Origin of the sequence: Flavobacterium sp., assembly GCF_023151265.1 — a bacterium.
Lineage (GTDB): Bacteria > Bacteroidota > Bacteroidia > Flavobacteriales > Flavobacteriaceae > Flavobacterium.
Genome location: NZ_JAKLJH010000022.1, coordinates 1 through 23048, shown reverse-complemented (window position 1 = coordinate 23048; position 23048 = coordinate 1). Strand labels below are relative to the sequence as shown.

The window sequence follows — 23048 nt, the reverse complement described above, 5'->3', positions numbered from 1 at the left end:
AACTGCTAATACTTCATCGACAACTAAAATTTCGGGCTCTAAAAAAGCCGCTACAGCAAAAGCCAAACGAACGGTCATTCCGCTACTGTAGCGTTTTGTTGGCGTATCAATATAACGTTCGCAACCGCTAAAAGCAATGATTTCATCTAATTTTGAAGTGATTTCTTTTTTAGTCATTCCTAAAATAGCACCATTCAAATAGATGTTTTCTCTACCTGTCAACTCGGGATTAAAACCTGTTCCTACTTCTAATAAAGAAGCAATTCTTCCTCTTGATTTAATTACTCCAGTTGTTGGTGCTGTAACTTTTGATAAAATTTTTAATAAAGTTGATTTTCCAGCTCCATTTTTTCCAATGATACCTAAAACTTCTCCTCTATTTACTTCAAAATTAATATCTTGTAATGCCCAAACATAGTCACTATTCCCTTTTGAACTTCTATCATTAGTTTCTCCCACTTTTAAATAAGGATCTTCTTTTCCACGAATAGCATGCCACCATCGATTCAAATCATGACTCAATGTTCCTGTACCCACAGTTCCTAAACGGTATTGTTTAGAAATGTTTTCGGCTTTTAATATGATATCTTTTTTACTCATTCTCTCACTAAACTGTATCAATAAAACTCTTTTCTGTTTTATTAAAAATCAATAATCCTACAAAAAACACAACGATTGTTACCACAACAGTATAAAGTAATCCAGAAACAGAAATACTTCCTTCGTTTAACAACATATAACGTGCTGTTTCTATTACATAAGCTAATGGATTGTATTCAATTAACCATCCAAAAGTGGGTAACTTTTCTTTTAATAACATCATTGGATACATAACGGCAGACACGTACATTAAAAGCTGAACTCCAAATCCGACCAAAAAACTCAAATCGCGATATTTTGTAACCAATGAAGAAATTATCATTCCTAATCCTAAACCAAGAATTCCCATTATAGCTACTAATATTGGGAAAAATAAAGTTGCTGTAGTGAATTGGAATGTTACTTTACCAGTCATAAAGTAATAGATATAAAAGGCAATAAAAATTAAAAACTGAATACCAAATTTCACCAAATTGGACATCACAATTGATAATGGCACAATAAGTCTTGGAAAATATACTTTTCCAAATATCGAAGCATTTTTCTTAAAAGTATCAGATGTATCATTTAAACAAGAAGTAAAATAATTCCACACCATAACACCACCTAAATTAAATAAGAAAGCTGGTGTTTCACCCGTTTTAATTCCGGCTACATTATTAAAAATAATCGTAAAAATAACAGAAGTAAATAAAGGCTGAATCAAATACCACAATGGTCCTAAAATGGTTTGCTTATAAACCGTTACAACGTCGCGCTTTACAAACAACATTAGTAAATCTCGATAACGCCAAACTTCTTTAAGATTTAATGAGAAAAATTTGTCTTTTGGAGCAATCTCAAACAACCATTCTTCTTCTGAAGATTCAGTTTTATTCATGTAGTAATGTACTTTCTTTATTAACGTTTCAAAATTAAACTATTTTGGTTATGATACAAACTTATTGAATGGATAATAGCCAATTGATAATCAAATATTAATACAAATAGTTTAATTTTGCAGCAAATTCCAAATCATGTTATCGCTTTTCAAATCTAAGCCTAAATTAGCCGAATTAATTCCTTTAGGATATGTAGATATTCATTCTCATGTTTTACCAGGAATAGACGATGGAGCACAAAAAATTAAAGATTCTAAATTTTTATTAGAATCAATGATTGATTTTGGTTTTTCAAAAGTGATTACTACACCTCATACCATGAAAAACGTATGGGATAACACTACTGAAACGATAAAAAATGCGCATCATTTAGTTCAAGATGAATTACCTGAACTTTCTAAAAAAGTAGCTCTTAATTGTGCTTCGGAATATTTTTTAGATGAAAATTTAATGCAATTAGTTCAACAAGAAAAACTACTTACACTGAAAGACAATTTCATTCTAATTGAAATGTCGTATTTGAATGCACCCATTCAGTTATATGATTTTCTTTTTGAGCTGCAACTTAAAGGCTATCAATTGGTTTTAGCACATCCAGAGCGTTACAATTACTTTCATTGCAACAAAAAAGAATTTGCAAAACTAAAAAAAGCAGGGTGTTTATTTCAGTTAAATTTGTTAGCTACCGTAGGTTATTATGGAAAAAATGTTGCCGAAACTGCCGATTATCTTTTAAAAGAAAACTTGTATGATTTTGTGGGTTCTGATATTCATCATAAAAATCACGTAGCGGCTTTTCAAAATAAAGTGATCATTAAAAATCACAAAACCTTAGAGGAAACCATGACTAAAAATGTGTTTTTTAAATAAACATATAAGGCAAGTTCAACACTATTAAGTAGCATCTATTTTTTTCTAAACACATAGACACAATAGTTTTACTTTGTGTTGATTTTAGGCATTACACTTGACATAGCCGACATAGATTTGTTGACCACCAGGAACAGACAATGCTTACAATAGTTTTAAAAATCTCTTTTGCTTCTACAAAAAGCAAAACGCTTCGGTGTAGCTCTATTCAAAAGCATCTACTTCAAAAAAACTCTGTGTAGCTCTGTGTAAAAATTTATATCACAAACTTGAAACTATTTAAAAAAACGTTTCCAAAAAGATTTTTTTTCAACCTCAACTCCGTAGCCATATCCGTAACCGTAGCCATAACCGTAACCTTTTGTAGAATCGGTATCGTTAATTAATATTGACATATTAGGTAGTTTCTTTTCTTGATATAGTTTTTCAGGTAAAGTCAACATTCTTTTGTCTAAGTAATTTGCTCTGGTAACATATACAAAAGCATCTGCATATTTTGATATCAATAAAGTATCGGTTACTAAACTCACTGGCGCAGTATCTACGATGATGTAGTCAAACTCTTGCTTTAATTTTTCAAACAATTCACCTACTTTTTTACCCATAAGCAATTCGGCAGGATTTGGAGGAATCACACCTGCAGGCATAACATAAAAGTTAGAAAAACCTTCCACTTTTGTTAAAAAATCAGCACTGTTTTTATTGTCTTTAGACGCTAAATAATTGGTGACACCTACTTTAGGAACATCCAAATATTCTTCTAATTTAGGGTTTCTGATATCCAATCCTAATAACAAAACTTTCTTATCAGACAAGGCAATAGTGGAAGCCAAGTTTACCGAAATAAAGGTTTTTCCTTCTTTTGGAAAAGTTGATGTTAAGAAAATAGTCTTAGCAACTCCTTCTGGAACTTCATTAAGTAAGAACTCTAAATTTGTTCGTACAATTCGAAGTGCTTCAGCCGTACTTGTTCTGCTGCTGCTTGAAATGATAGCTTCATTTGAAACTGATTTTGGAACATCTCCAATAAAAGGCATTGTAGTAGCATGCTCAATATCTAATCGCGATTTAACTTTTGTATCTAATAATCTTCTGATGTAAAGAATTGCAAAAGGAATTAACAATCCTAAAAACAAACTTCCCAAATAAATAACTTGACGATTAGGCGAAACTGGATTTTTTGAAGCAATTGCCGCATCAATTACTTTAGCATTTGGAGCTGTTACTGCAAGCGAAATTTCGGTTTCTTCTCTTTTTTGCAACAGGTATAAATACAAAGCTTCTTTGATATTTTGCTTTCTATCGATATCTCTAAAAATCTTTTCTTGAGTAGGAATTTGAGAAATTTTTCCGCCTAAAATAGCATTTTGGCGTGCAATATCTTTCTTCTTAATTTTTAAATTGCTTTGCAACTGAAGTAAACTAGAAGCAACACTACTTTTTAACGTATTTATTTTAGCTTCTAAATTTAATACCAAACTGTTTTTTGGCCCAGCTGTTTTCAACAATTTATTGCGCTCTAAAACCAATTGATTGTATTGCGCTATAGAAGCACTTGCACCTTCCTCTGCTGGTAAAACATTAGCAGGAATTAACTCTGAAGAAGTATTCGAATTTAAGTACTCTAAAATACTGCTTACAACCTTTAATTGCGTTTCGGTTTCAATTTCTTTCTTTTCAAACTCGGTAGCATTTTCTAAAAATAATCCAGCCTCTGAAACAATATCTGTTACTTTATTATCTTTTTTAAACGACTCTACATCAGCTTCAACGCCTTTTAATTCATCACTGATGATACTTAGTCTTTGTTCTATAAATTTTGAGGTATTTTCAGCAATATATTTTTTGTCTGAAATAGCATCTTGGTTATAGTTTTTTACCAAAGTATTTAAAAAATCTTCTGCTTTAGGTCGAACAGGATCAACAAGGGTTAATTCGATAACACTAGTATTTTTTCCAAATGAACTCACTGTTAATCTCGATTTAAAACTTTCAACTAACGATTTTATTGGATAAACTTGAATAGCAATATTAAACTCCTCTTTCCAAAAATCAGCACCAGATTTCATTACGATAGCTTCAACTGCATCAATTTTAAACTTGGTTCCATACGAAAAGGTTCCTATTTTAACACCAGAAGCATCGTAAAAATCAAATCGGTTAGCATCTACAGAAGAAATTCGGAAATTATGGAATGTATTTAAAAAAGTTTCATTTGTTTTTGAAAAGAAAATTTGGATGGGACTTACTTTATACAATTCTTCCGATTTTACTCTTCCTAAATTCAAATAAGCGGTAGTAAGTTCTAAATCTTTAATAGTTGATGCAATTAAAGTTCTTGATTTGATTACTTCAATTTCATTATCAACATTACTTTTTACACCCGAGAGCAATCCCAAATCTGAAAAAGCAGACAATTCAGAAGCCATACTTCCTTTTCGATCATCTTTCACTAAAATAGTAGAGGTAGCTTTGTATTGTGGAATTGTGTAGCGCAAATACAAATAAGCAACTGTAAAGCAAACAAATACACCTACAACAAACCATTTCCAATGCGAAATGTAGTTTTCAATTTCTTCTTTTAAGTTAAAATTGCTAGATAAAGTTGGAGTATGTAATTCGCGTTTTTGCATCTTATTTTACAGTTAAAGCTATAATGGTAACAATCAAAGAAAGGGCTGAAATTCCTATAGTTAAATTAGGTCCGATAGCTGAAGAATTGATTCTGGTTTTATTAGGCTCAACATAAACCACATCGTTTTGAGACAAATAATATGCAGAAGAATTCAAAAAATCGGATTTTGTTAAATCGATTCGTTCCATAGTTTTGGTTCCATTCTTTTCACGAATTAATAAAACATTAGTTCTATTTCCGTAAATAGTTAAATCTCCAGACATTCCAATAGCTTCTAGCAATGTAATTCTTTCACTAGCAACCGAATAAGTTCCGGGTTTTTGAACTTCTCCTAAAACCGTTACTTTAAAATTTAAAATTCTGAAATTGATTACCGCATCACTAACATGATCTTTTAATAGCTCTTTTAATTTAGCTACTGCTTGCGTTTTTGTTAATCCGCCAAGAGCAATAGAACCTAATAATGGAAATTCAATTTTTCCTTCCTTATCCAAAATATAGGTTTGCATTCTTTGTGTTCCAATTGTATTCTCTGAATCACCTTGAACCGTTATAGCTTTCAAATTATAAGGCGCTGCAACTTCTGGATTCTCAGAAGAAACTACAATCATTACTACATCATCAGGTTGCAAAACAGGCTCATAAGAAACCAACTCTTTTGCATTAGAAGCGCCTTGTAAATACACCAATTCTTTTCTTGAAGCACAAGAAGTGGTTAAAAACAAAACGAATAACAGCGATAAAAGAGTGATTTTTACAAATTTCATAATCTAAATTTTATGCAAATATAAGGGACTTTACTAATAAGCAAAGAAATTAGTGGTCAAGACGCTCAAATTCAGAATTTTTACTCTTAAATTCAGGCACAATTTTCTTCATTAGCACAACGGTTTCCTCAGATTTCATTTCTTTAGCACTTTGAACTAATCGTTGTAATTGATTAAGAAAATCATCAAAATTAACAACACTTACTTCTTGTGCTATCATAATTTTTTCGTGGTGAGTTGGCAGTGTTTTAGCTACATCATTCAACAATTCTTCATATAATTTTTCACCAGGTCGTAAGCCTACTACTTCAATTTTAATATCTTCTTCTGGAGTAAATCCAGCTAAACGAATCATTTTATAAGCCAAATCAATTATTCGTACGGGTTCACCCATATCAAAAATATAAATTTCACCTCCGTTACCCATAGAACCTGCTTCTAACACTAATTGACAAGCTTCAGGAATGGTCATAAAATAACGAATAATATCAGGATGCGTTATGGTTATTGGACCTCCTTCTTGAATTTGCTTAGTAAACAACGGAACCACAGAACCATTAGAACCTAGTACATTTCCAAAACGAGTAGTAATAAATTTCGTTGATTCTAACTGCTTTGCTTGTGCATTCATAGACAACGATTGTACGTACATTTCTGCTATTCTCTTACTAGCTCCCATTACATTACTTGGGTTCACGGCTTTATCAGTAGAAACCATCACAAAGGAAGACACTTTGTATTTTAGAGCTAAATCGGCAATGATTTTTGTACCATAAACATTGGTTAAAACCGCTTGATACGGATTTAATTCCATTAACGGTACATGTTTATAAGCTGCCGCATGATAAATAACATCGGGTTGATGTGTTCCTATGATTTGCTCCATCATAAAAGCGTCTTTTATATCAGCAACAAAAGACAAATAGGGAATATTTTTTATTATAGGTTCAATCAACAATCCCAATTGATGCAAAGGCGTTTCTGCTTGATCAACAACTATTAATTTTGATGGTTTAAAATCTAAAACTTGTTGTACAATTTCACTTCCAATAGAACCTGCTGCACCCGTAACCATAATGGTTTTTCCGCTAATTTGACCCGAAATAATTTGATTGTGAAGCTCAATAGGTTGACGCTCTAACAAATCTTTAATATCAAATTGCTTAATGCTTTTAGTGATGTTTTTTTGATCTTCCCAATTTTTTACCGTTTGAGTTGATAGTACTTGATATTGGTGTTCTAAACAATCATCAACAATTTTCAATTGCTCACTTTTAGTTAAAGAAGAATCACTTAAAATAATTCCAGAAGCATTAAACTTTCTAATGATAACAGCAGCATTACCTTTAAAACCTACAATTGGCAAACCTAGAACTTGTTTGGTCTTATTTGCCGATGTTTTTTCGATAAAAGCAACTACTTTGAATCGCTTTGGTTGTTCAGAATTTAAAGCTTTAGCTAAAGCAAAGGCATTGGCATCTACTCCAAAAACTACAATTTTTTTAATTTTATCTATATTTTCTAATTCGATATACGTTTCAAATAAAAACTTAACAACGATTCGGAAAAGAAATAAAAGTACAAACGAAATTACACTGTGAATAAACAATTCGGGCAGCAAGAAAATCTTAGTACCATGAATAAAATAATGAGTATAATTTAAAACTACTAATGAGAAAAAAGCAAATGAAGTAGCCAATAATAATCGCATGCCATCAATAAAACTAGAATGTCTTATAATTCCAGCATAAGTTCTAAAAGCGAAGAAAAAAAAGGCATAAGTAAAAATGGTAATTACATAACGAATAGAAACCGAATAAGTATCAAAGTACTTATACGTTAAATTAGTTACAATAAAATAGGTAACCAAGCTAGCAAATAAAACAATAATAATATCAATACAAAAGATAACCCATCTTGGTAAATAGGCTAAATTACTAAATCGATTTTCAAAAAAATCTTTGGCTATGTTTTGAATAACCGATTTTTTTGAAGAATTATTCTGATTATTTGACACTTAAAAATTGTTTAACAGATTGGGGGGCTACAAAAATACAACAACTTATTAAAGTTAGAATCGTTTATGCATTTTCTTTTTGCTTTTTAAAAAAATCTTCAAGAACCGAAATTATTCTTTCCCATTGATTATCAGATAAGTTAGATCCTGAAGGCAAGCACAATCCTTTCTCAAATAAATCGGCAGCAACCGAACGACCATAATATGGATAAGATGCAAAAACAGGTTGTAAATGCATTGGTTTCCATAAAGGACGTGTTTCTATATTTTGAGATTCAAACTTTAATCGTAAGGCTTCTCTTTCTTCAAAAGAATCTAACAGAATAGCCGTTAACCAATGATTAGAAATAAAATCAGCCGATGGCTCTTTAAAAACAGTTACACTTGGAATTGCTTTAAAAAAATCTTGATAACGTTGATTCCATTTTCTTCTTAAAGTTACATGATGCTCTAAAACTTCCATTTGCCCACGACCAATTCCTGCAGCAATATTACTTAATCGATAATTATAACCAATTTCACTATGTTGATAATGTGGAGCAGCATCTCTTGCTTGAGTGGCTAAAAATATGGCCTTATCTTTCAAAGCATTCGACTTTGTTACCAAAGCACCGCCGCCAGAAGTAGTTATAATTTTATTTCCATTAAACGATAAGGCTGCCATCGTACCAAATGTGCCACACTTTTGTCCTTTGTATGAACTTCCTAATGCTTCGGCACTATCTTCTAAAATAGGAATTTCATAACGATTAGCAATTGCTAGTATTTCATCCATTTTTGCTGGCATTCCATACAAATGAACGGGAATAATTGCTTTTGGCTTTTTCCCTTTTGCAATTCTATCTTGAATAGCTTCTTCTAATGCAATTGGACACATATTCCAAGTATCCAATTCGCTATCTATAAAAACAGGAGTTGCACCTAAATAAACAATTGGATTAGCAGAAGCAGAAAAAGTCATCGATTGACAAATCACCTCATCACCTGCTTTTACTCCTAACAAAATAAGACCTAAATGCAAAGCAGCAGTCCCTGAACTCAAAGCAGCAACTTGAACATTGTTATCCAAAAAGTCAACCAAATCATTTTCAAAACCAGTTACATTTGGACCTAAAGGTGCTACCCAGTTGCTATCAAAAGCCTCTTGTACATATTTTTGTTCCGTTCCTCCCATGTGAGGAGAAGAAAGCCAAATTTTCTCTTCCATTTTAATTCTCTTGATATTTAATAATTCGTGCTGGAACACCAACTACAACAGCATTGTCTGGTACATCTTGCAAAACTACTGTTCCTGCTCCAATACTTACATTTTTCCCAATTTTAACATTGGGTATAACAGTGGCTCCAATACCTACTAATGTTTTTTCTCCAACTGTAACATTTCCACCCAAACAAGCATTTGGAGCTACATGAACATAATCTTCTAATTTACAATCATGCTCTACAATTGCTCCTGTATTGATGATACAATGATTTCCAATTATAGCATCTGGATTTACAACTGCAGCTGCCATAATTTGAGTTCCGGGTCCAATCTTGGCAAATTTGGACACAATAGCATTGGGATGAATGGTCATAATAAAATTGGTATCTAATGTGGTAACTATTTTTTTTCGAATGGCATTATCGCCAATGGCAACAATACAATTTCGAGCTTGTAATTTTCTTCTATTAAAATTTTTCTTGATAGGAATTTCAAACAGCGAATCCGATTGAGGTGCATCATCTAAAATTCCTTTGATAACATATTTATTTTCCGATAAAAGCACGTCTAAAACCACTTTTCCGTGTCCTCCAGCTCCAAAAACATAAACTGAAGTAGTACCACTAAAAGGCTCTATCGTTGCTGAATTTTGAGCATTTATTCCTTCTTTGATAAGAATTTTTTTTACTGTTTTCAAAAGGATTTTTAAATCCAAACCAAAAGAAATATGTTCTACATAAAACACATCCAATTCAAATTTGGTCTCCCAATCAATTGCATTTCGCCCATTGATTTGTGCCCAACCTGTAATCCCCGGTTTTACTTCGTGACGACGATTTTGATAAGGCGAATACAAATGCATATATTGTGTTAATAAAGGTCTTGGACCCACCAAACTCATATCACCTTTTAAAACATTGAGCAACTGTGGAATTTCGTCCAATGATGTTTTTCTAACAAAACGTCCAACGGCAGTTAATCGTTCTGCATCGGATAACAAATTCCCTTTTTTATCTTTTCTATCATTCATGGTTTTAAACTTAATAATGCTAAAAATGGCACCATTAAATCCTGGTCTTCTTTGAATAAAAAAAGGTTTGCCCTGATTGGCAAAAAACAACAAAATGGTAATGCATAAAAACACGGGCAGAAGCAGGATAAATCCAACCAATGCCAGAATAAAATCTAATATGGGTTTTACTATGTTTTTATACATTATTTTAAAATATCTTTATAAAAGGTAAGCCATTGCAACGAAATTTCATCTGCTGAAAAATGCTCCAATACATATTGTCTTCCGTTTTTACCTAAAACTGTTCTTGTCTCTTCGTTTTGAACCAACAATTTCATTTGATTATAAAGTTGGTCTACATTTTTAACTTCATGACGTAACCCAGTTTTATTTTCGATAATAGTTTCTGCTAAACCATAGGTATCGCTACAAATTATTGGTAATTCTAATAACGAAGCTTCTATAACACTTGTCCCAAAACCTTCTCTATAACTTGGTAAACAAAACACATCTGCAGCTTGTAAAACTTCTTGTGGCTTTGGAGTAGGACCAAAATAAATGATGTTTTCTGTTTGAATTTGACGAATTTTCTCTTGCATATTTTCTTCATCAAATCCGATTAAAAGCAATTTCACATTCGGAAAATCTGCATGTAACTTTTGAAATGCTTTTGCTAAATCTAAAATACCCTTATCGGTATTCATTCTACCAAGAAAAGCAAATACAATATCATTATTTTGAAAGTTCAGTTGAGCGCGATACAAATTTCTAATTTCTGAAGAAGGATTGAACTTTTGCACATCTACTCCACTTATAGAACCTTTACCTAAAACTTTAGAATTTTTATCGGTTATAATTTTATTGGTAATCAAAAATTGGCGTTGCGACTGACCATCGACCAAAATATGAGTCGTAAACCAAACCAACAGTCGGTCTAAAAACTTTAAAAATTGCTTTTTAAAACCTGATTGCGTGTGCCAAACTTGTCCAGTAAAAATATGTATTCGAATAGGAATTCTAGACAACCAAGCAGCCGTCATAGCTAACAAACCTGCTTTTGGCGTAACGGAATGAACCACATGAAACGATTCTTTTTTAAAGAAAAAATACAACTGAATTAAAGCTAAGAAATCTTTTAAAGGATTGATGCTTCTGTGAATTGCAATATGTTTGGTGTTTTTTACAAACGGAACTTCAAAATCAGCTTGTGTTTCAAAATTAGCTACTAAAGTAATATCAAACTCTTTTGAAAGGTATTCAAAATGTTTAATTAAAAATGCTTTGGCAGTAATGGGTGCCGAAACTACAAAACAGATTTTTTTCTTCATTAACTTTTTCTATTCAAAAATCGGTACAAAGGTAAAGCTAATTTTAAAAGTAAAGAATGCTTTAAGAATAAGATTCGAAATAGATTTTTAGAACGATCAAACAGTTTATGATTTACAAAAAACAACTTTTTAGTTTTTAAATCTTCCATTTTTAAATGAATCGTTTGATAATCTGAGTTGTTCTTAATCATTTGAACAATTAAAGTAGCCGATAAAAAAACCAAACGCTCTTTAAAAAAAGCATCTTGATTGGCAGATTTTGAATACAATTGATTGGTGATCACCATAACGTGTTCAATATCGTTTTGCATTTTTTCTTTTTTAGCAAGACTAACATTTCGAGTAATCGAATTGGGTGTTTGCAAAAATTGCCCAACAATGGTTTCAACTGCTAACATTCGTTTCGCTTGAAGAAAAACACGGGTGTTGAATTCAAAATCTTCGATATAAAGCTGTTCTTCAAAAAAAAGTTGATTGTTTCGTAAAAAATCTGTGCTATATAATTTATTACAAGCCGAATTGGCATAACGAACCTTTTGATAATAGTCCATTCCTTCAAAAACCAAATTGTTTGAAGAATTAGAAAGTGTATAACAAACGGCTCCATTTTCTAAAACGCCTTGAGCTCCAAATTCTAAAACCTCAAGTTGGGTTGCAATTGCTTTATTTACAATTTGACTTAATGTATTAGGAACCAAATAATCATCTGCATCTAAGAAAAGTAAAAAAGTTCCTTTTGCATTTAAGATTCCTGTATTTCTGGCACCGCCAAGCCCTTTATTTTTTTGGGATATAACTTTTAAATTAGCAACATCTTGAAAGTACGACTTTATGGTTTTCACACTATCATCGGGTGATTCATCATCAACAATAATAATTTCATAAGCAGAAGCTTCCAAATCATTTTGAATGACAGAATTAATGCAACGAATTACATATTTTTCAACATTATAAACCGGGATAATGACACTTAATTTCATTTTACTTAACTAGAATTACGTTAAAAATATAAGTAAACATGAAATACAGCAATAATACGGCACCAACCATTCGATGATGTTGTTTAAAAAGTTGCTCTTTTAATATGGGATAAAAAATGATAATAGCTAGCATGAACCATGACAAATATGCAAATCTATTGGTAAAATTAGCTCTAATTACTAAAACCCAAAACGCATTAGTTATCAAATACATATTAAAAAGTTGCTCATACAACTTATCTGAAAAGTTCTTTTTGAATAGGTAATACCAACCCGCGAAAACTCCAGTGGCACTATAAATTAAGAAATCCCAACGAAATCCTGTTTTTGTTATGGCTTCATCTATTTCATCTGTAAAATACTGCTCAAATCTTCTATCGTTTATTCCTAACGATTCTATATATTCCACAAAAAAGTTACCTACTACTAGTGAAACTAAAATGGTAGTTAACCAAATAAAAATATAGGTTTGCGATTTGGTATAAAAACTTGAAACTATAAATGCAAAAACGGGTAAAACCATGGTTTTATGGAAAGAAATTGCAACTAGTAACAAGGCATATAAAACTATTTTCTTGTCTTTAAAAGCTAATGCTAATAAAAAAAGAGACGTTGCTAATCCGTTTCTAATTCCATTTGTACCATAAGCCCAAAAAGAGAAGGAAACCACTAAAGCAAAAAACGCATAAAACCAATACTCTTTAAACCATTTAATAGAGAGAATATAAAGTGGAATGATATAAATTAAAGCACAAGTAAAAAAGAATACCTCAACAGACATTACTTTTGTGCAAAATTCTAAAAACCAATAAAATCCATAATCTTCGGTTACTTCTAAGGGATTTCCATCTAAATACCGCTCAAAGGAATAGGCATACATGGTCATGTCTACAAAAACACTGTGAATAGGTCTAAAACCCATGTAAAGCAGAACAAAAACCAAAGACAAATAACCAAAAATTTTTAAAAATCGTGTATTTCTTGCATCATCAATTTCTAAAATAACAGCGTGTAACAAAATGCCTATCAAAAAAACCAATAAAATTTGATAGTAAAAAAAGGTGTAGTGTTCTATTGGTATGAAATCAAACATTTATGATAATAGCTGTTGTTTCAAAGGTAAATATTTTTCCATCAAATTTTTATATACAGTTGTATTTGATGAATTTAAGCTTTCAAAAGCTTCGTCAATACTTTCTAAATCGAAATTCTTAATTAAAATTATCGGTGCTTGCTCTTTTATCCATTCGTATGAAGCACTAATTTTATGGTTGTTATTTAAGAAAACCAAACAAGGTGTATTTGTTATGTAAGAAAAAATCATTCCGTGTAATCTATCTGTAATTACAAGCTCTGAAGATTTGTATTGATTCCAAATTTTGTTTAATTCTTCATCTAATTGTTGCTCAGATAAATTCCCTTTATTAATATGAGTATCATAAAATGAAACATTAGAAAAAGTTTCTTTTGCCCAATTAATTAACGATTCATTCTGTTCAGAAGTTAATAATTTTTCGTCATCTGCTCTTAAACTTAATGTAACTCCATTGCGTGTGATTTGAGGTTGCGATTTATCTAAACTCAACACAATATCTGGTGTTAAAAACACTTTCACTTTTGGAAAATGACGTTGCATTAATTCAAAAGATTGCTGTTCTCTAACAAAGAAACTCAAGTTAGAATGTTTACTGTAGACAGAAATTGCTTTTTTTAGACTTTTTTTCCCTTTAGGAGAATTTGAAAAATCAAAAGTTTGTGGAAACGAAATAATTTTATTGTTTGGAAAAGACGCAATAACTAACTGACGTAAAGTTTCTATTTGATCATACAAATCTCCAAAATTTCCACCACCAACAGTTGTAATACAATCTGACGGATTCAAAATAGATTTTGCAAAGACAATTCCCTCAATAGTTTTATTTATTGGAATAAGAACTACTTTATGATTGGGCAACGTGTTTTGAATAAATTTTTCTTGTGCATAAGTAATGGCTACATCGCCAAGATTACTATAATTTGCCGCTAAAAAAATAAAAACTTTTGAATCTTCATTCTTTAAGTTTTGAGACGAGAAAATGGTCGCACTTTTAAACTTTTGTAAAAAAAGAAGTATTCTAATTTTTAAATAGTAAGGAATGTATTTCTTTAAAAACATTTATTTGATGATTTTTAAAATCAGGTACAAAAGTAAAGCTCTTTTTTGTGAAATAATAGTTTTATAAACAGAATCCAGTTTACTATTTGGCTTGTAAAACGGTATTAATCTTTGTGTTTCGGGATGTACAATCATGGTTTTTAAATGATTGTACTTTTGATTTTCAGTTAAATTATTTTTAAATGCAAACAAATTATTAGCACAATATCGAATTCCTAAAAGCAAACTATTCGCCAGTAATTCATTAGAATGATTAATTTCCCACTTATTAAAGAACTTTTTTAAACATTCATTCTTTTTCAAATACAAGTCAAATGAATTGGAATGAAATGTTTTTATCAATGTTGTAGTAGGTCTATTTGCGTAATGATACAGCGGTTTATTTATAAAATGAATGCTATTTACTGAAGAAAAAACGGGTGCATTAAACAAAATATCTTCAACAAGGGAAACTCCTTTTTCAAATTTAAAATTATGTTCCTTTAAAAAATCGATTGCGTAAAATTTATTCCAAGCATAACCTAATAATCCAATAGTATTATTGGTTACAGTTGTATTTTTATTTTCAATATTTATTACTTCACTTTCATGAATAATTGATTCGGAAGAAATAAGATTTCCGCTTTTATCTTCTGTATCTAAAAAATAGCCAAAAACAACAACAGGTACATTTTCTTTCTCTATTTTATCAATGCATAAAGTCAATAAATCTGATTCAATGAAATCATCGCTATCCATAAAATAAACATAATCACCTTGCGCTCTTTCTAATCCAAAATTACGAGCATCAGACAAACCTCCATTTTCCTTATGAAAAATTTTCAATCTGGAATCTGAAGTATATTTTTCAATTTTTTGAATGCTGTTATCTTTTGTTCCATCATTAATGATTAACAATTCGAAATTTGTATAGGTTTGCTGAAGAACACTCAAAACAGCCTTTTCAATGTAATTTTCTACATTGTAAACGGGCATAATAATGGAAATTAGTTTTGTGTTCATCATTAAATCGTATCAAATAAATGTTCAACAGAACGTGTTGAATTTTGAGCTTTTAAATATACAGCCCTCTCTTTTGCCTTTAGTTTTAATAGATTTAATTCCTCTGATTTGGTTATTAATTCTATCAATCCTTTATGTAAACCTTCTGTTGTATTTGGAACTATTTTACCAAACTTTCCATTGTCTAAAATTTCGTTCATTCCTGGACAATCTGTTGTTAAAACTGGAATTTCTAGCGCTAATGCTTCAATTATTGCAGAGTTATATCCTTCGGTAAAAGAAGAGCAAACGTACAAATCTGCTTTAGCCAAATAAGGGTACGGATTTTCTTTAAACCCTAACAACTGCACATAATTCTCAAGATTTTCTTTTTTAATGGTTGCATTTAATTTTGAAGCTAATTCACCATCACCAATTAGATGCAATTTGAATTTAATATCTGTTGAAGAAGCTACTCGTTTTACAATTTGAATCAATCGCTCATAACCTTTCACTTCAATGAGTCGGCCAATAGAGACAATATTTAGGGTTTTACTATCAAATTCGATATCAAAACTCACTTCTTGCGCTTTTTGCTCAATAAAACTAAAGTCAATCGTATTTTCAATAACAAGTGTTTTATTTTCTAATTGAGGAAAAATATGCAACAAAGAATTTTTAACCTCTTGAGAAACGCAAACAATATGATTAAATGACTGATACGCATTTTTAGTTTCTTCAAAAGTTCTAAAAGTTCTGGATAGTAATTCGGGAGTTGCTTTCGTATGTAACCAAGCTATTTTTTTTACTTTTGGATTGGTGATTCCCGATAAAATTCGAGTAGGAACATGTTCTAAATAAGCAACTACAATATCATAATCATTGACTTTTAATCTATTTGCCAAAAACGAAGCCGGAATTATTTTTTGCAAAACAGAATAACCTCTAAACACTTTTGAAAACCAATAAAAATGTTTGATAACTGGATGCAATAGCTTTTTATTGATTCCTTCTTTAAAAATAGTGAATAACGTTACCTGATACTTATCTTTAGGCAAAGCATTAACGAGATGAACCAAAACACGTTCGGCTCCTCCGCCTTTTAAGTCGGGATGAATAAATAATATTTTTTTTAACGCATCCATTTCTTCAAATACTTATTGTAAACAATTTGCAATTCTGATTGTAACAAAAAACAACTGATTACAAGTGCTACTAAAGGTAGCCAAAAAATTCCGTAAGGTAATTCCAAAAACATTATTACAGATAAAACCATAAAAACACCAAATAAAACAAAAAATGTAGCAAATGGAAATACTATTTTAATATACTTTTTGGTCTCAAAAAATCGGAAAAGAAATAAGAAAAAATAACCAAAAAATATTGCTATTGCTGCTCCTAACAATTCTAAAACTGGGATAAGAAAATACGAAAGTATTAATACAATTATCCCACTTATTAAGCTGCTTAAAAAAATACTTTTTGTTTTTTTTGCACCTAAATAAATAGTTCCATAAAAACCACTTAATGCGTTAAATAAGATAGCCAACAATAAAACAGAGGTGTAGCGCCATGAATCATAAAACGTTATATCAACAAAATAAGTTAAAAACAACTGATTAATACACAATAAGTTAATAGAAATTACAAATAAATACTTTATATACTTTTTAAAAATGGTACTGTAATAATCATCTTTATCTTCTCTGTTATAATTTTCAATTGCTTTTTCTTGCCATGCCAAATAAAATACATTTACAAGTAACAAAACAATAGTAGGAAACTTAAATGCAATGGCAAAAATACCGTTTGAAGCCACTCCTAAAAAAAGAACAATCAAATAGCGATTTGCTGAAGATATTGCCCACCAAGACAAACTATTTGGCACTAACGGTATAGAATAATAGAGTAATTCTTTTGCGACCTGAAAACTATAATATTTACCGTGAATATAGCCAAACACTTTATTTCTAAACACAATAAATACAGTTGAAAAAAAAGCTGCAATAATATTAGAATAAAGTAATCCTTCTATTTTTTTATCGTAAAAAAATAAAAAAAGAATGGCAAGAAATACATATAAAAAAGTATAAAAAACACTAGACAAAACATATCCTTTATTGTCTGCAATAGCCCTTTGAAATTGTTGAAATAGTAAGAAAAAAGACTGAAATCCTAATAAAAACAAAAGCTCTTTATAAAATAAAAATGGATAGAAGTTTTGGAAAATTAAAACCCCAACAATCGCTATAAAAATAGAAATTAGCAAAATAAAACTCGAAGTTGTTAATACCCTTGCTTTATTTTCAAACTGATTATTTTCTATTAACCATCTTAAAACAGCATCAGTTAATTGAAGTGTTACTATAGGAGTTAATAAACTAATGGTTGTTAAAAACAAATCAAAAACGCCTACATCTTCTCTTGAAAGATAAAATGTAGTAAAAAAAACCAAAATGAAGCTAAGCCCTTTTGAGGCTAAATTCCCAATGGAGTATAACAGTGTGTTTTTTAATAAACTATTTGATTTGGTTTCCAAAATTAGATTTTTACAATCTTCCGTCAACAGCGTTTTGTAAAATACCTTTTACATCATAAACTACACCATTTGGATTAAGTAGTTTAGCAATATCTAAAGATAAAAACTCTTTGTGAGCCACACCTAAAACAACCGCATCATATTTTGTTGTAGCATCAAGTGTTGTATGACAAGTTAAACCATATTCATGTTGCACCTCATCGGAATTTGCCCAAGGATCATGAATCGTAACTTTTGTACTATATTCTTCTAACGATTTTACAACATCTACAATTTTGGTATTGCGAACATCAGGACAGTTTTCTTTAAAAGTGAATCCTAGCATTAAAATAGTTGCGCCATTTACTTTGATATTTTTACGAATTAAAGTCTTCACTACTTGCGAAGCCACGTATTCGCCCATACTGTCATTCATTCGACGACCCGCTAAAATAATTTCAGGATGATAACCTACTTCTAAAGCTTTTTGAGCTAAATAATAAGGATCAACACCTATACAATGTCCTCCAACCAAACCAGGTTTGAAGGGTAAAAAGTTCCATTTAGTTCCAGCCGCAGTTAAAACATCGTGCGTATTAATTCCTAATAAATTAAAAATTTTAGCTAATTCATTCACAAAAGCAATATTAATATCACGTTGCGAATTTTCGATAACTTTTGCTGCTTCCGCTACTTTAATGGTTGGTGCTAAATGCGTTCCTGCCGTTATAACGCTGTTATATAAAGCATCAACTTTTTTACCAATTTCTGGAGTAGAACCTGCAGTAACTTTTAATATTTTTTCAACTGTATGCTCTTTATCACCTGGATTAATTCGTTCTGGCGAATATCCTGCAAAAAAATCTACATTGAATTTTAATCCAGATATTTTTTCTAAAACAGGTACGCATTCTTCTTCTGTAACTCCAGGATAAACGGTAGATTCATAAATTACAACATCACCTTTCTTAAGCACTTTTCCAACAGTTTCACTTGCTTTGTAAAGCGGTGTCAAATCAGGCTTGTTATGTTTATCAACAGGTGTTGGAACCGTAACAATAAAATAATTGCAATCAGAAATATCCTCCAATTTATTAGAACAATACAACCCTTTTTCAGAAGTAGATTGAGATACTAAAACGGATTTTAGTAAATCTTCTTCTACTTCTAACGTTACATCTATTCCTTGATTTAATTCGGATATACGTTGCTGATTAATATCAAATCCTACTACTGAAAATTTGGTAGCAAAAAGTCGTGCCAATGGCAAGCCAACATATCCTAATCCTATAATTGCAATTTTTTCGCTCATTATCTTGATCCAATTCCTTGGTAAATAAATCCTATTTTTTCTAACTCTTCTTTATTCAATATATTTCTTCCATCGAAAACAAAAGCTGGTTTTAACATATTGTCATATATTTTTTGCCAATCGTATGTTTTAAACTCGTCCCATTCTGTTAATACGGCAATAGCGTGAGCATCTTTACAAGCATCATATGCATTATCAACCGTTTGAACTCCTTTATTATTAGCTTCTTCTGAACGCGTTTCTAAGTAATTCAAATCAAATTGAATTTGCGCTGAATCTACTTTAGGATCATAAACAGTAACTGTTGCTTGTTCACTTAACAAATCATCAGCCACAAAGATAGCCGCAGATTCTCTGGTATCATTAGTATCCTTTTTAAAAGCCCAACCCAAGAATGCAATCTTTTTACCAGAAACCGTATTATATAATGTTTTGATTATGTTTTTTGCAAAGCGACGTTTTTGATGATCGTTCATAATAACCACTTGTTCCCAATAATCGGCTACTTCATTTAAACCATATGATTTAGCGATGTAAACCAAGTTTAAAATGTCTTTTTGAAAACATGAACCTCCAAAACCTACAGAAGCCTTTAAGAATTTAGGTCCAATTCTACTATCTAAACCAATTGCTTTTGCAACTTCGTTAACATCTGCACCTGTTTTTTCACACAATTCACTCAAGGCATTAATTGAAGAAACACGCTGTGCTAAAAATGCATTAGCTGTTAATTTTGATAATTCAGAAGACCAAACATTTGTCGTTAAAATTTTGTCATTTGGAACCCAATTAGCGTAAATATCTACCAATTGTTGAATTGCTTTTTGACCTTCAGGAGTTGTGTCTCCACCAATTAAAACTCGGTCTGGCGCAAATAAATCTTCAACTGCTGTTCCTTCTGCTAAAAATTCTGGATTAGACAAAATTTGAAATTGAACACCATTTCCAGTATTGTCTAAAATATCTTTAATAGCACTTGCCGTTCTTACAGGCAAAGTTGATTTTTCAACAACAATTTTATCGTTTTTAGCAACACGCGCAATTTGACGAGCACATAATTCTATATATTTTAAATCGGCAGCCATACCTTTACCAACACCATACGTTTTAGTTGGCGTATTTACCGATATAAAAATCATATCTGCTTCATCGATTGCTTTATCCACTTCGGTTGAAAAGAATAAATTTCTTCCACGAGCTTCTGCCACAACATCACTTAATCCTGGCTCATAAATAGGAATATTATTTACGTCTTTATCGTTCCAAGCTGCAATTCTTTTTTCATTTAAATCAACAACCGTAACTTTAATATGCGGACACTTTTGAGCAATCACCGCCATTGTTGGTCCGCCAACATATCCTGCACCGATACAACAGATATTTTTAATCATTGTATTATCTTTTATTTTTTTAAATTGTTCCAATACCATTTTACCGCCTCTTTTAAACCCTCTCTCATAGAAAATTTTGGTTGGTAATTTAGTAGTTTATTTGCTTTTTCTATACTTGCTAGTGAATGTGGAATATCTCCCACTCTATTTTCTCCGTGAATAATAGGAACATTAGCAATTTCATAATCATATTCTGATAAGAATTCTTTCAATGCATTAACTAATTCATTTAAAGTAGTTCTTTCACCAAAAGCAGTATTATAAACTGTGTTTATTGCCTCTGGGTTTTCGGTTAACATTGCCAATTCGTTCATTTGAATTACATTATCAATGTAAGTAAAATCGCGAGAAAATTCTCCATCACCATTTATTACAGGGCTCTCGTGATTTAAAAATTGGGCTACAAATTTAGGAATTACTGCTGCATAAGCACCATTTGGATCTTGATTTCTTCCAAAAACATTAAAATAGCGCAAACCAATAGTTTCAATTCCGTAAGTTTTACTGAATACATCAGCATACAATTCGTTAACATATTTGGTTACTGCATAAGGCGATAGTGGTTTTCCAATAATATGTTCTACTTTTGGCAAAGCTTCAGAATCTCCATAAGTAGAAGAGCTTGCCGCATAAATAAAGCGCTTTATATTAGCGTTTCTTGAAGCCATTAACATATTTAAAAATCCAGCAACGTTTACTTCATTTGAAGTAATTGGATCATTAATTGAACGAGGAACACTTCCTAAAGCAGCTTGATGCAATACAAAATCAATTCCGGTAACAGCAGCTTCGCAAGTTTTAAAATCTCTGACATCACCTTCTATTAATGTAAATTTAGGATTTGAATGAAAATTTTCAATGTTATGACGATAACCCGTTGAGAAATTATCTAAACATATAACTTCATTATTTTCTAGAAAATAAGCACAAAGATTGGATCCGATAAAACCCGCACCTCCAGTAATAAGTATTCTTTTATTTGAAATCTTTGTCATGTAATTTGCCTAAGCAGTTTAGCTGTTCTTTTTGAACTTATCTAGTATTTTTCTCCAACCTTTTACAGGTTTAACTTCATCATGATAAGCTTCGCCATAGGCTCCGTAGCCGTAGCCATAACCGTAGCCATAGCCATAACCATATTTTGCTTTGTTTTGGAAACCATTAAATACAATACTTATATTATGTAACTCACCTCTTTTATGCTTGTCATTTACAACACTTAACATTCCTTTTTTAGTAAAACCTTGTCGCGTAACATAAAGTGTTGCATCACAAAAATGAGCTAATTCTAAAGCATCTGACACTAATCCTACTGGAGGAGTATCTAAAACGATATAGTCGTATTTTGTTTTTAATTCTTCAATCATTTCTGCCATTGCTTCACTCATTAATAATTCGGAAGGATTTGGAGGAATTGGTCCAGATGGAATTACATCTAAATTAGGAATATGTGTTTTTTGAATTACCTCATCAATAGTTTTTTGACCGATTAGATAATTTACAACACCCGTGATATTATCAATGTTAAAATCACCAAAAATTCTTGGTTTTCTTAAATCTAAACCTACAATTACCGTTTTTTTATCGCTTAGAGCAAATACCGTTGCTAAATTTATAGAACAAAATGTTTTTCCTTCACCACTTACAGAAGATGTAAGCATCAAGATTTTTGCTCCTTCTTTTTGCTGTTTCTTATACATGAACTGCAACGAAGAACGAATTGCTCTGAATGATTCTGCCAAAGGAGATTTAGGCTTCTCAAAAACAGATAAATTATTTTCAGTGTTTTTCTTTCCAACAACTCCAATTAATGGAATTCGAGTTAATTTTTGAATATCATCTGTTGTATTGATACTATTATCTAAAAGTGTAATTACAAACACAACTAATAAAGGAATCAAGAAACCTAACATTGCTGCTAAAATGTAATTTATGCTCGTTTTAGGTCCTCTCAAACCACCACCAACATCTTTAGCTGGATCTAGAAAATTAATATCGGATATATTAGCAGCTTTTACAATCTCAGCTTCACTTCTTTTCTCTAAAAAGGTGCTATAAATTTTATCTTTTAGATTGTACTTTCTAGTAATTTTGATGTGCTCTTGTTTGTTCTCTGGCAATAAACTAGCTTCGCCTTCAGCTCTTGCAATATTTTTATTAATAAGAGACAAATCTAAAGTTAAAGCACTTTTAGCACTTGAAATATTTTCTAATAATACTTTTTTCACCGATTCCATTTCAACATCAAAATCAGAGAACAATTTTTTGTTTTTAACCGAATAAGACATATTTGCTCTCTCAGCAGATAATTGAATTAATTTGGCTACGTTTCCAATGATGTTTGGATCATCAATACCAGCAACTGTTGGCGCAGGAAGTTTAGAATAATCGGTTGTT

The 23048-nt window shown here is 31.1% G+C and carries 18 protein-coding genes and 2 pseudogenes; 1 reads left to right on the top strand and 19 read right to left on the bottom strand.

What is annotated here, in order from left to right; genetic code table 11:
* Both L6Q46_RS03540 and L6Q46_RS03535 read right to left on the bottom strand, forming a co-directional pair.
* Positions 1-600: ABC transporter ATP-binding protein (locus tag L6Q46_RS03540; RefSeq protein WP_291283143.1), on the bottom strand; the 600-nt coding region annotated here is incomplete at its 3' end.
* Positions 601-607: 7 nt separating this feature from the next.
* Entirely contained in the window at positions 608-1480 is an 873-nt protein-coding gene (locus L6Q46_RS03535) for an ABC transporter permease (RefSeq protein ID WP_291283142.1), read from the bottom strand.
* A 136-nt stretch (positions 1481-1616) separates the two neighbouring features.
* Here L6Q46_RS03535 and L6Q46_RS03530 point away from each other — a divergent pair, with 136 nt between their 5' ends.
* Complete coding sequence (locus L6Q46_RS03530) at positions 1617-2351, top strand: CpsB/CapC family capsule biosynthesis tyrosine phosphatase (RefSeq protein WP_291283141.1); 735 nt, start codon at positions 1617-1619, stop codon at positions 2349-2351.
* A 275-nt stretch (positions 2352-2626) separates the two neighbouring features.
* On the opposite strand, the gene L6Q46_RS03525 is transcribed toward L6Q46_RS03530, so the two are convergent.
* The 17 genes and pseudogenes from L6Q46_RS03525 to L6Q46_RS03445 all read right to left on the bottom strand — a co-directional run.
* Positions 2627-4984, bottom strand: coding sequence for a polysaccharide biosynthesis tyrosine autokinase (locus L6Q46_RS03525; protein ID WP_291283140.1), 2358 nt, complete (start codon positions 4982-4984; stop codon positions 2627-2629).
* Position 4985: 1 nt separating this feature from the next.
* Positions 4986-5753 carry a polysaccharide biosynthesis/export family protein gene (locus L6Q46_RS03520; RefSeq protein ID WP_291283139.1) on the bottom strand — a complete coding sequence of 256 codons (768 nt, stop codon included), beginning with the start codon at positions 5751-5753 and terminating at the stop codon, positions 4986-4988.
* A 49-nt stretch (positions 5754-5802) separates the two neighbouring features.
* Positions 5803-7770, bottom strand: coding sequence for a nucleoside-diphosphate sugar epimerase/dehydratase (locus L6Q46_RS03515; protein ID WP_291283138.1), 1968 nt, complete (start codon positions 7768-7770; stop codon positions 5803-5805).
* A gap of 64 nt (positions 7771-7834) precedes the next feature.
* On the bottom strand, positions 7835-8977 hold the full coding sequence (locus L6Q46_RS03510) for a DegT/DnrJ/EryC1/StrS family aminotransferase (RefSeq protein ID WP_291283137.1): 1143 nt from the start codon (positions 8975-8977) through the stop codon (positions 7835-7837).
* Position 8978: 1 nt separating this feature from the next.
* Positions 8979-9572: pseudogene (locus L6Q46_RS03505) on the bottom strand (acetyltransferase); the annotation flags it as partial.
* A 21-nt stretch (positions 9573-9593) separates the two neighbouring features.
* Positions 9594-10190: pseudogene (locus tag L6Q46_RS03500) on the bottom strand (sugar transferase); the annotation flags it as partial.
* Complete coding sequence (locus tag L6Q46_RS03495; RefSeq protein WP_291283136.1) at positions 10190-11314, bottom strand: glycosyltransferase family 4 protein; 1125 nt, start codon at positions 11312-11314, stop codon at positions 10190-10192. The gene L6Q46_RS03495 and the pseudogene L6Q46_RS03500, both read right to left, overlap by 1 nt.
* The gene (locus tag L6Q46_RS03490) at positions 11314-12294 is read right to left on the bottom strand and encodes a glycosyltransferase (RefSeq protein WP_291283135.1); all 981 of its coding nucleotides are present in this window, start codon (positions 12292-12294) and stop codon (positions 11314-11316) included. The genes L6Q46_RS03495 and L6Q46_RS03490 overlap by 1 nt, the downstream gene beginning before the upstream one ends.
* 1 nt (position 12295) lies before the next feature.
* On the bottom strand, positions 12296-13387 hold the full coding sequence (locus L6Q46_RS03485; protein ID WP_291283134.1) for an EpsG family protein: 1092 nt from the start codon (positions 13385-13387) through the stop codon (positions 12296-12298).
* Entirely contained in the window at positions 13388-14449 is a 1062-nt protein-coding gene (locus L6Q46_RS03480) for a polysaccharide pyruvyl transferase family protein (protein WP_291283133.1), read from the bottom strand.
* A complete protein-coding gene (locus tag L6Q46_RS03475) occupies positions 14450-15451 on the bottom strand; it encodes a glycosyltransferase family 2 protein (RefSeq protein ID WP_291283132.1) in 1002 nt (333 codons plus the stop codon).
* Positions 15452-15453: 2 nt separating this feature from the next.
* The gene (locus L6Q46_RS03470) at positions 15454-16575 is read right to left on the bottom strand and encodes a glycosyltransferase (protein WP_291283131.1); all 1122 of its coding nucleotides are present in this window, start codon (positions 16573-16575) and stop codon (positions 15454-15456) included.
* The gene (locus L6Q46_RS03465; protein ID WP_291283130.1) at positions 16563-17969 is read right to left on the bottom strand and encodes an oligosaccharide flippase family protein; all 1407 of its coding nucleotides are present in this window, start codon (positions 17967-17969) and stop codon (positions 16563-16565) included. Before L6Q46_RS03465 ends, L6Q46_RS03470 begins: the two co-directional genes overlap by 13 nt.
* 10 nt (positions 17970-17979) lie before the next feature.
* Positions 17980-19260, bottom strand: coding sequence for a nucleotide sugar dehydrogenase (locus tag L6Q46_RS03460; protein WP_111566933.1), 1281 nt, complete (start codon positions 19258-19260; stop codon positions 17980-17982).
* Positions 19260-20651: a UDP-glucose 6-dehydrogenase gene (locus L6Q46_RS03455; RefSeq protein ID WP_291283129.1), complete on the bottom strand. Its 1392-nt coding sequence runs from the start codon at positions 20649-20651 to the stop codon at positions 19260-19262. Before L6Q46_RS03455 ends, L6Q46_RS03460 begins: the two co-directional genes overlap by 1 nt.
* Positions 20652-20662: 11 nt before the next feature.
* Positions 20663-21646, bottom strand: coding sequence for an SDR family oxidoreductase (locus L6Q46_RS03450; protein WP_291283128.1), 984 nt, complete (start codon positions 21644-21646; stop codon positions 20663-20665).
* Between the two features lie 18 nt (positions 21647-21664).
* The coding region (locus L6Q46_RS03445; RefSeq protein WP_291283127.1) for a tyrosine-protein kinase domain-containing protein at positions 21665-23048 on the bottom strand (1384 nt) is incomplete at its 5' end.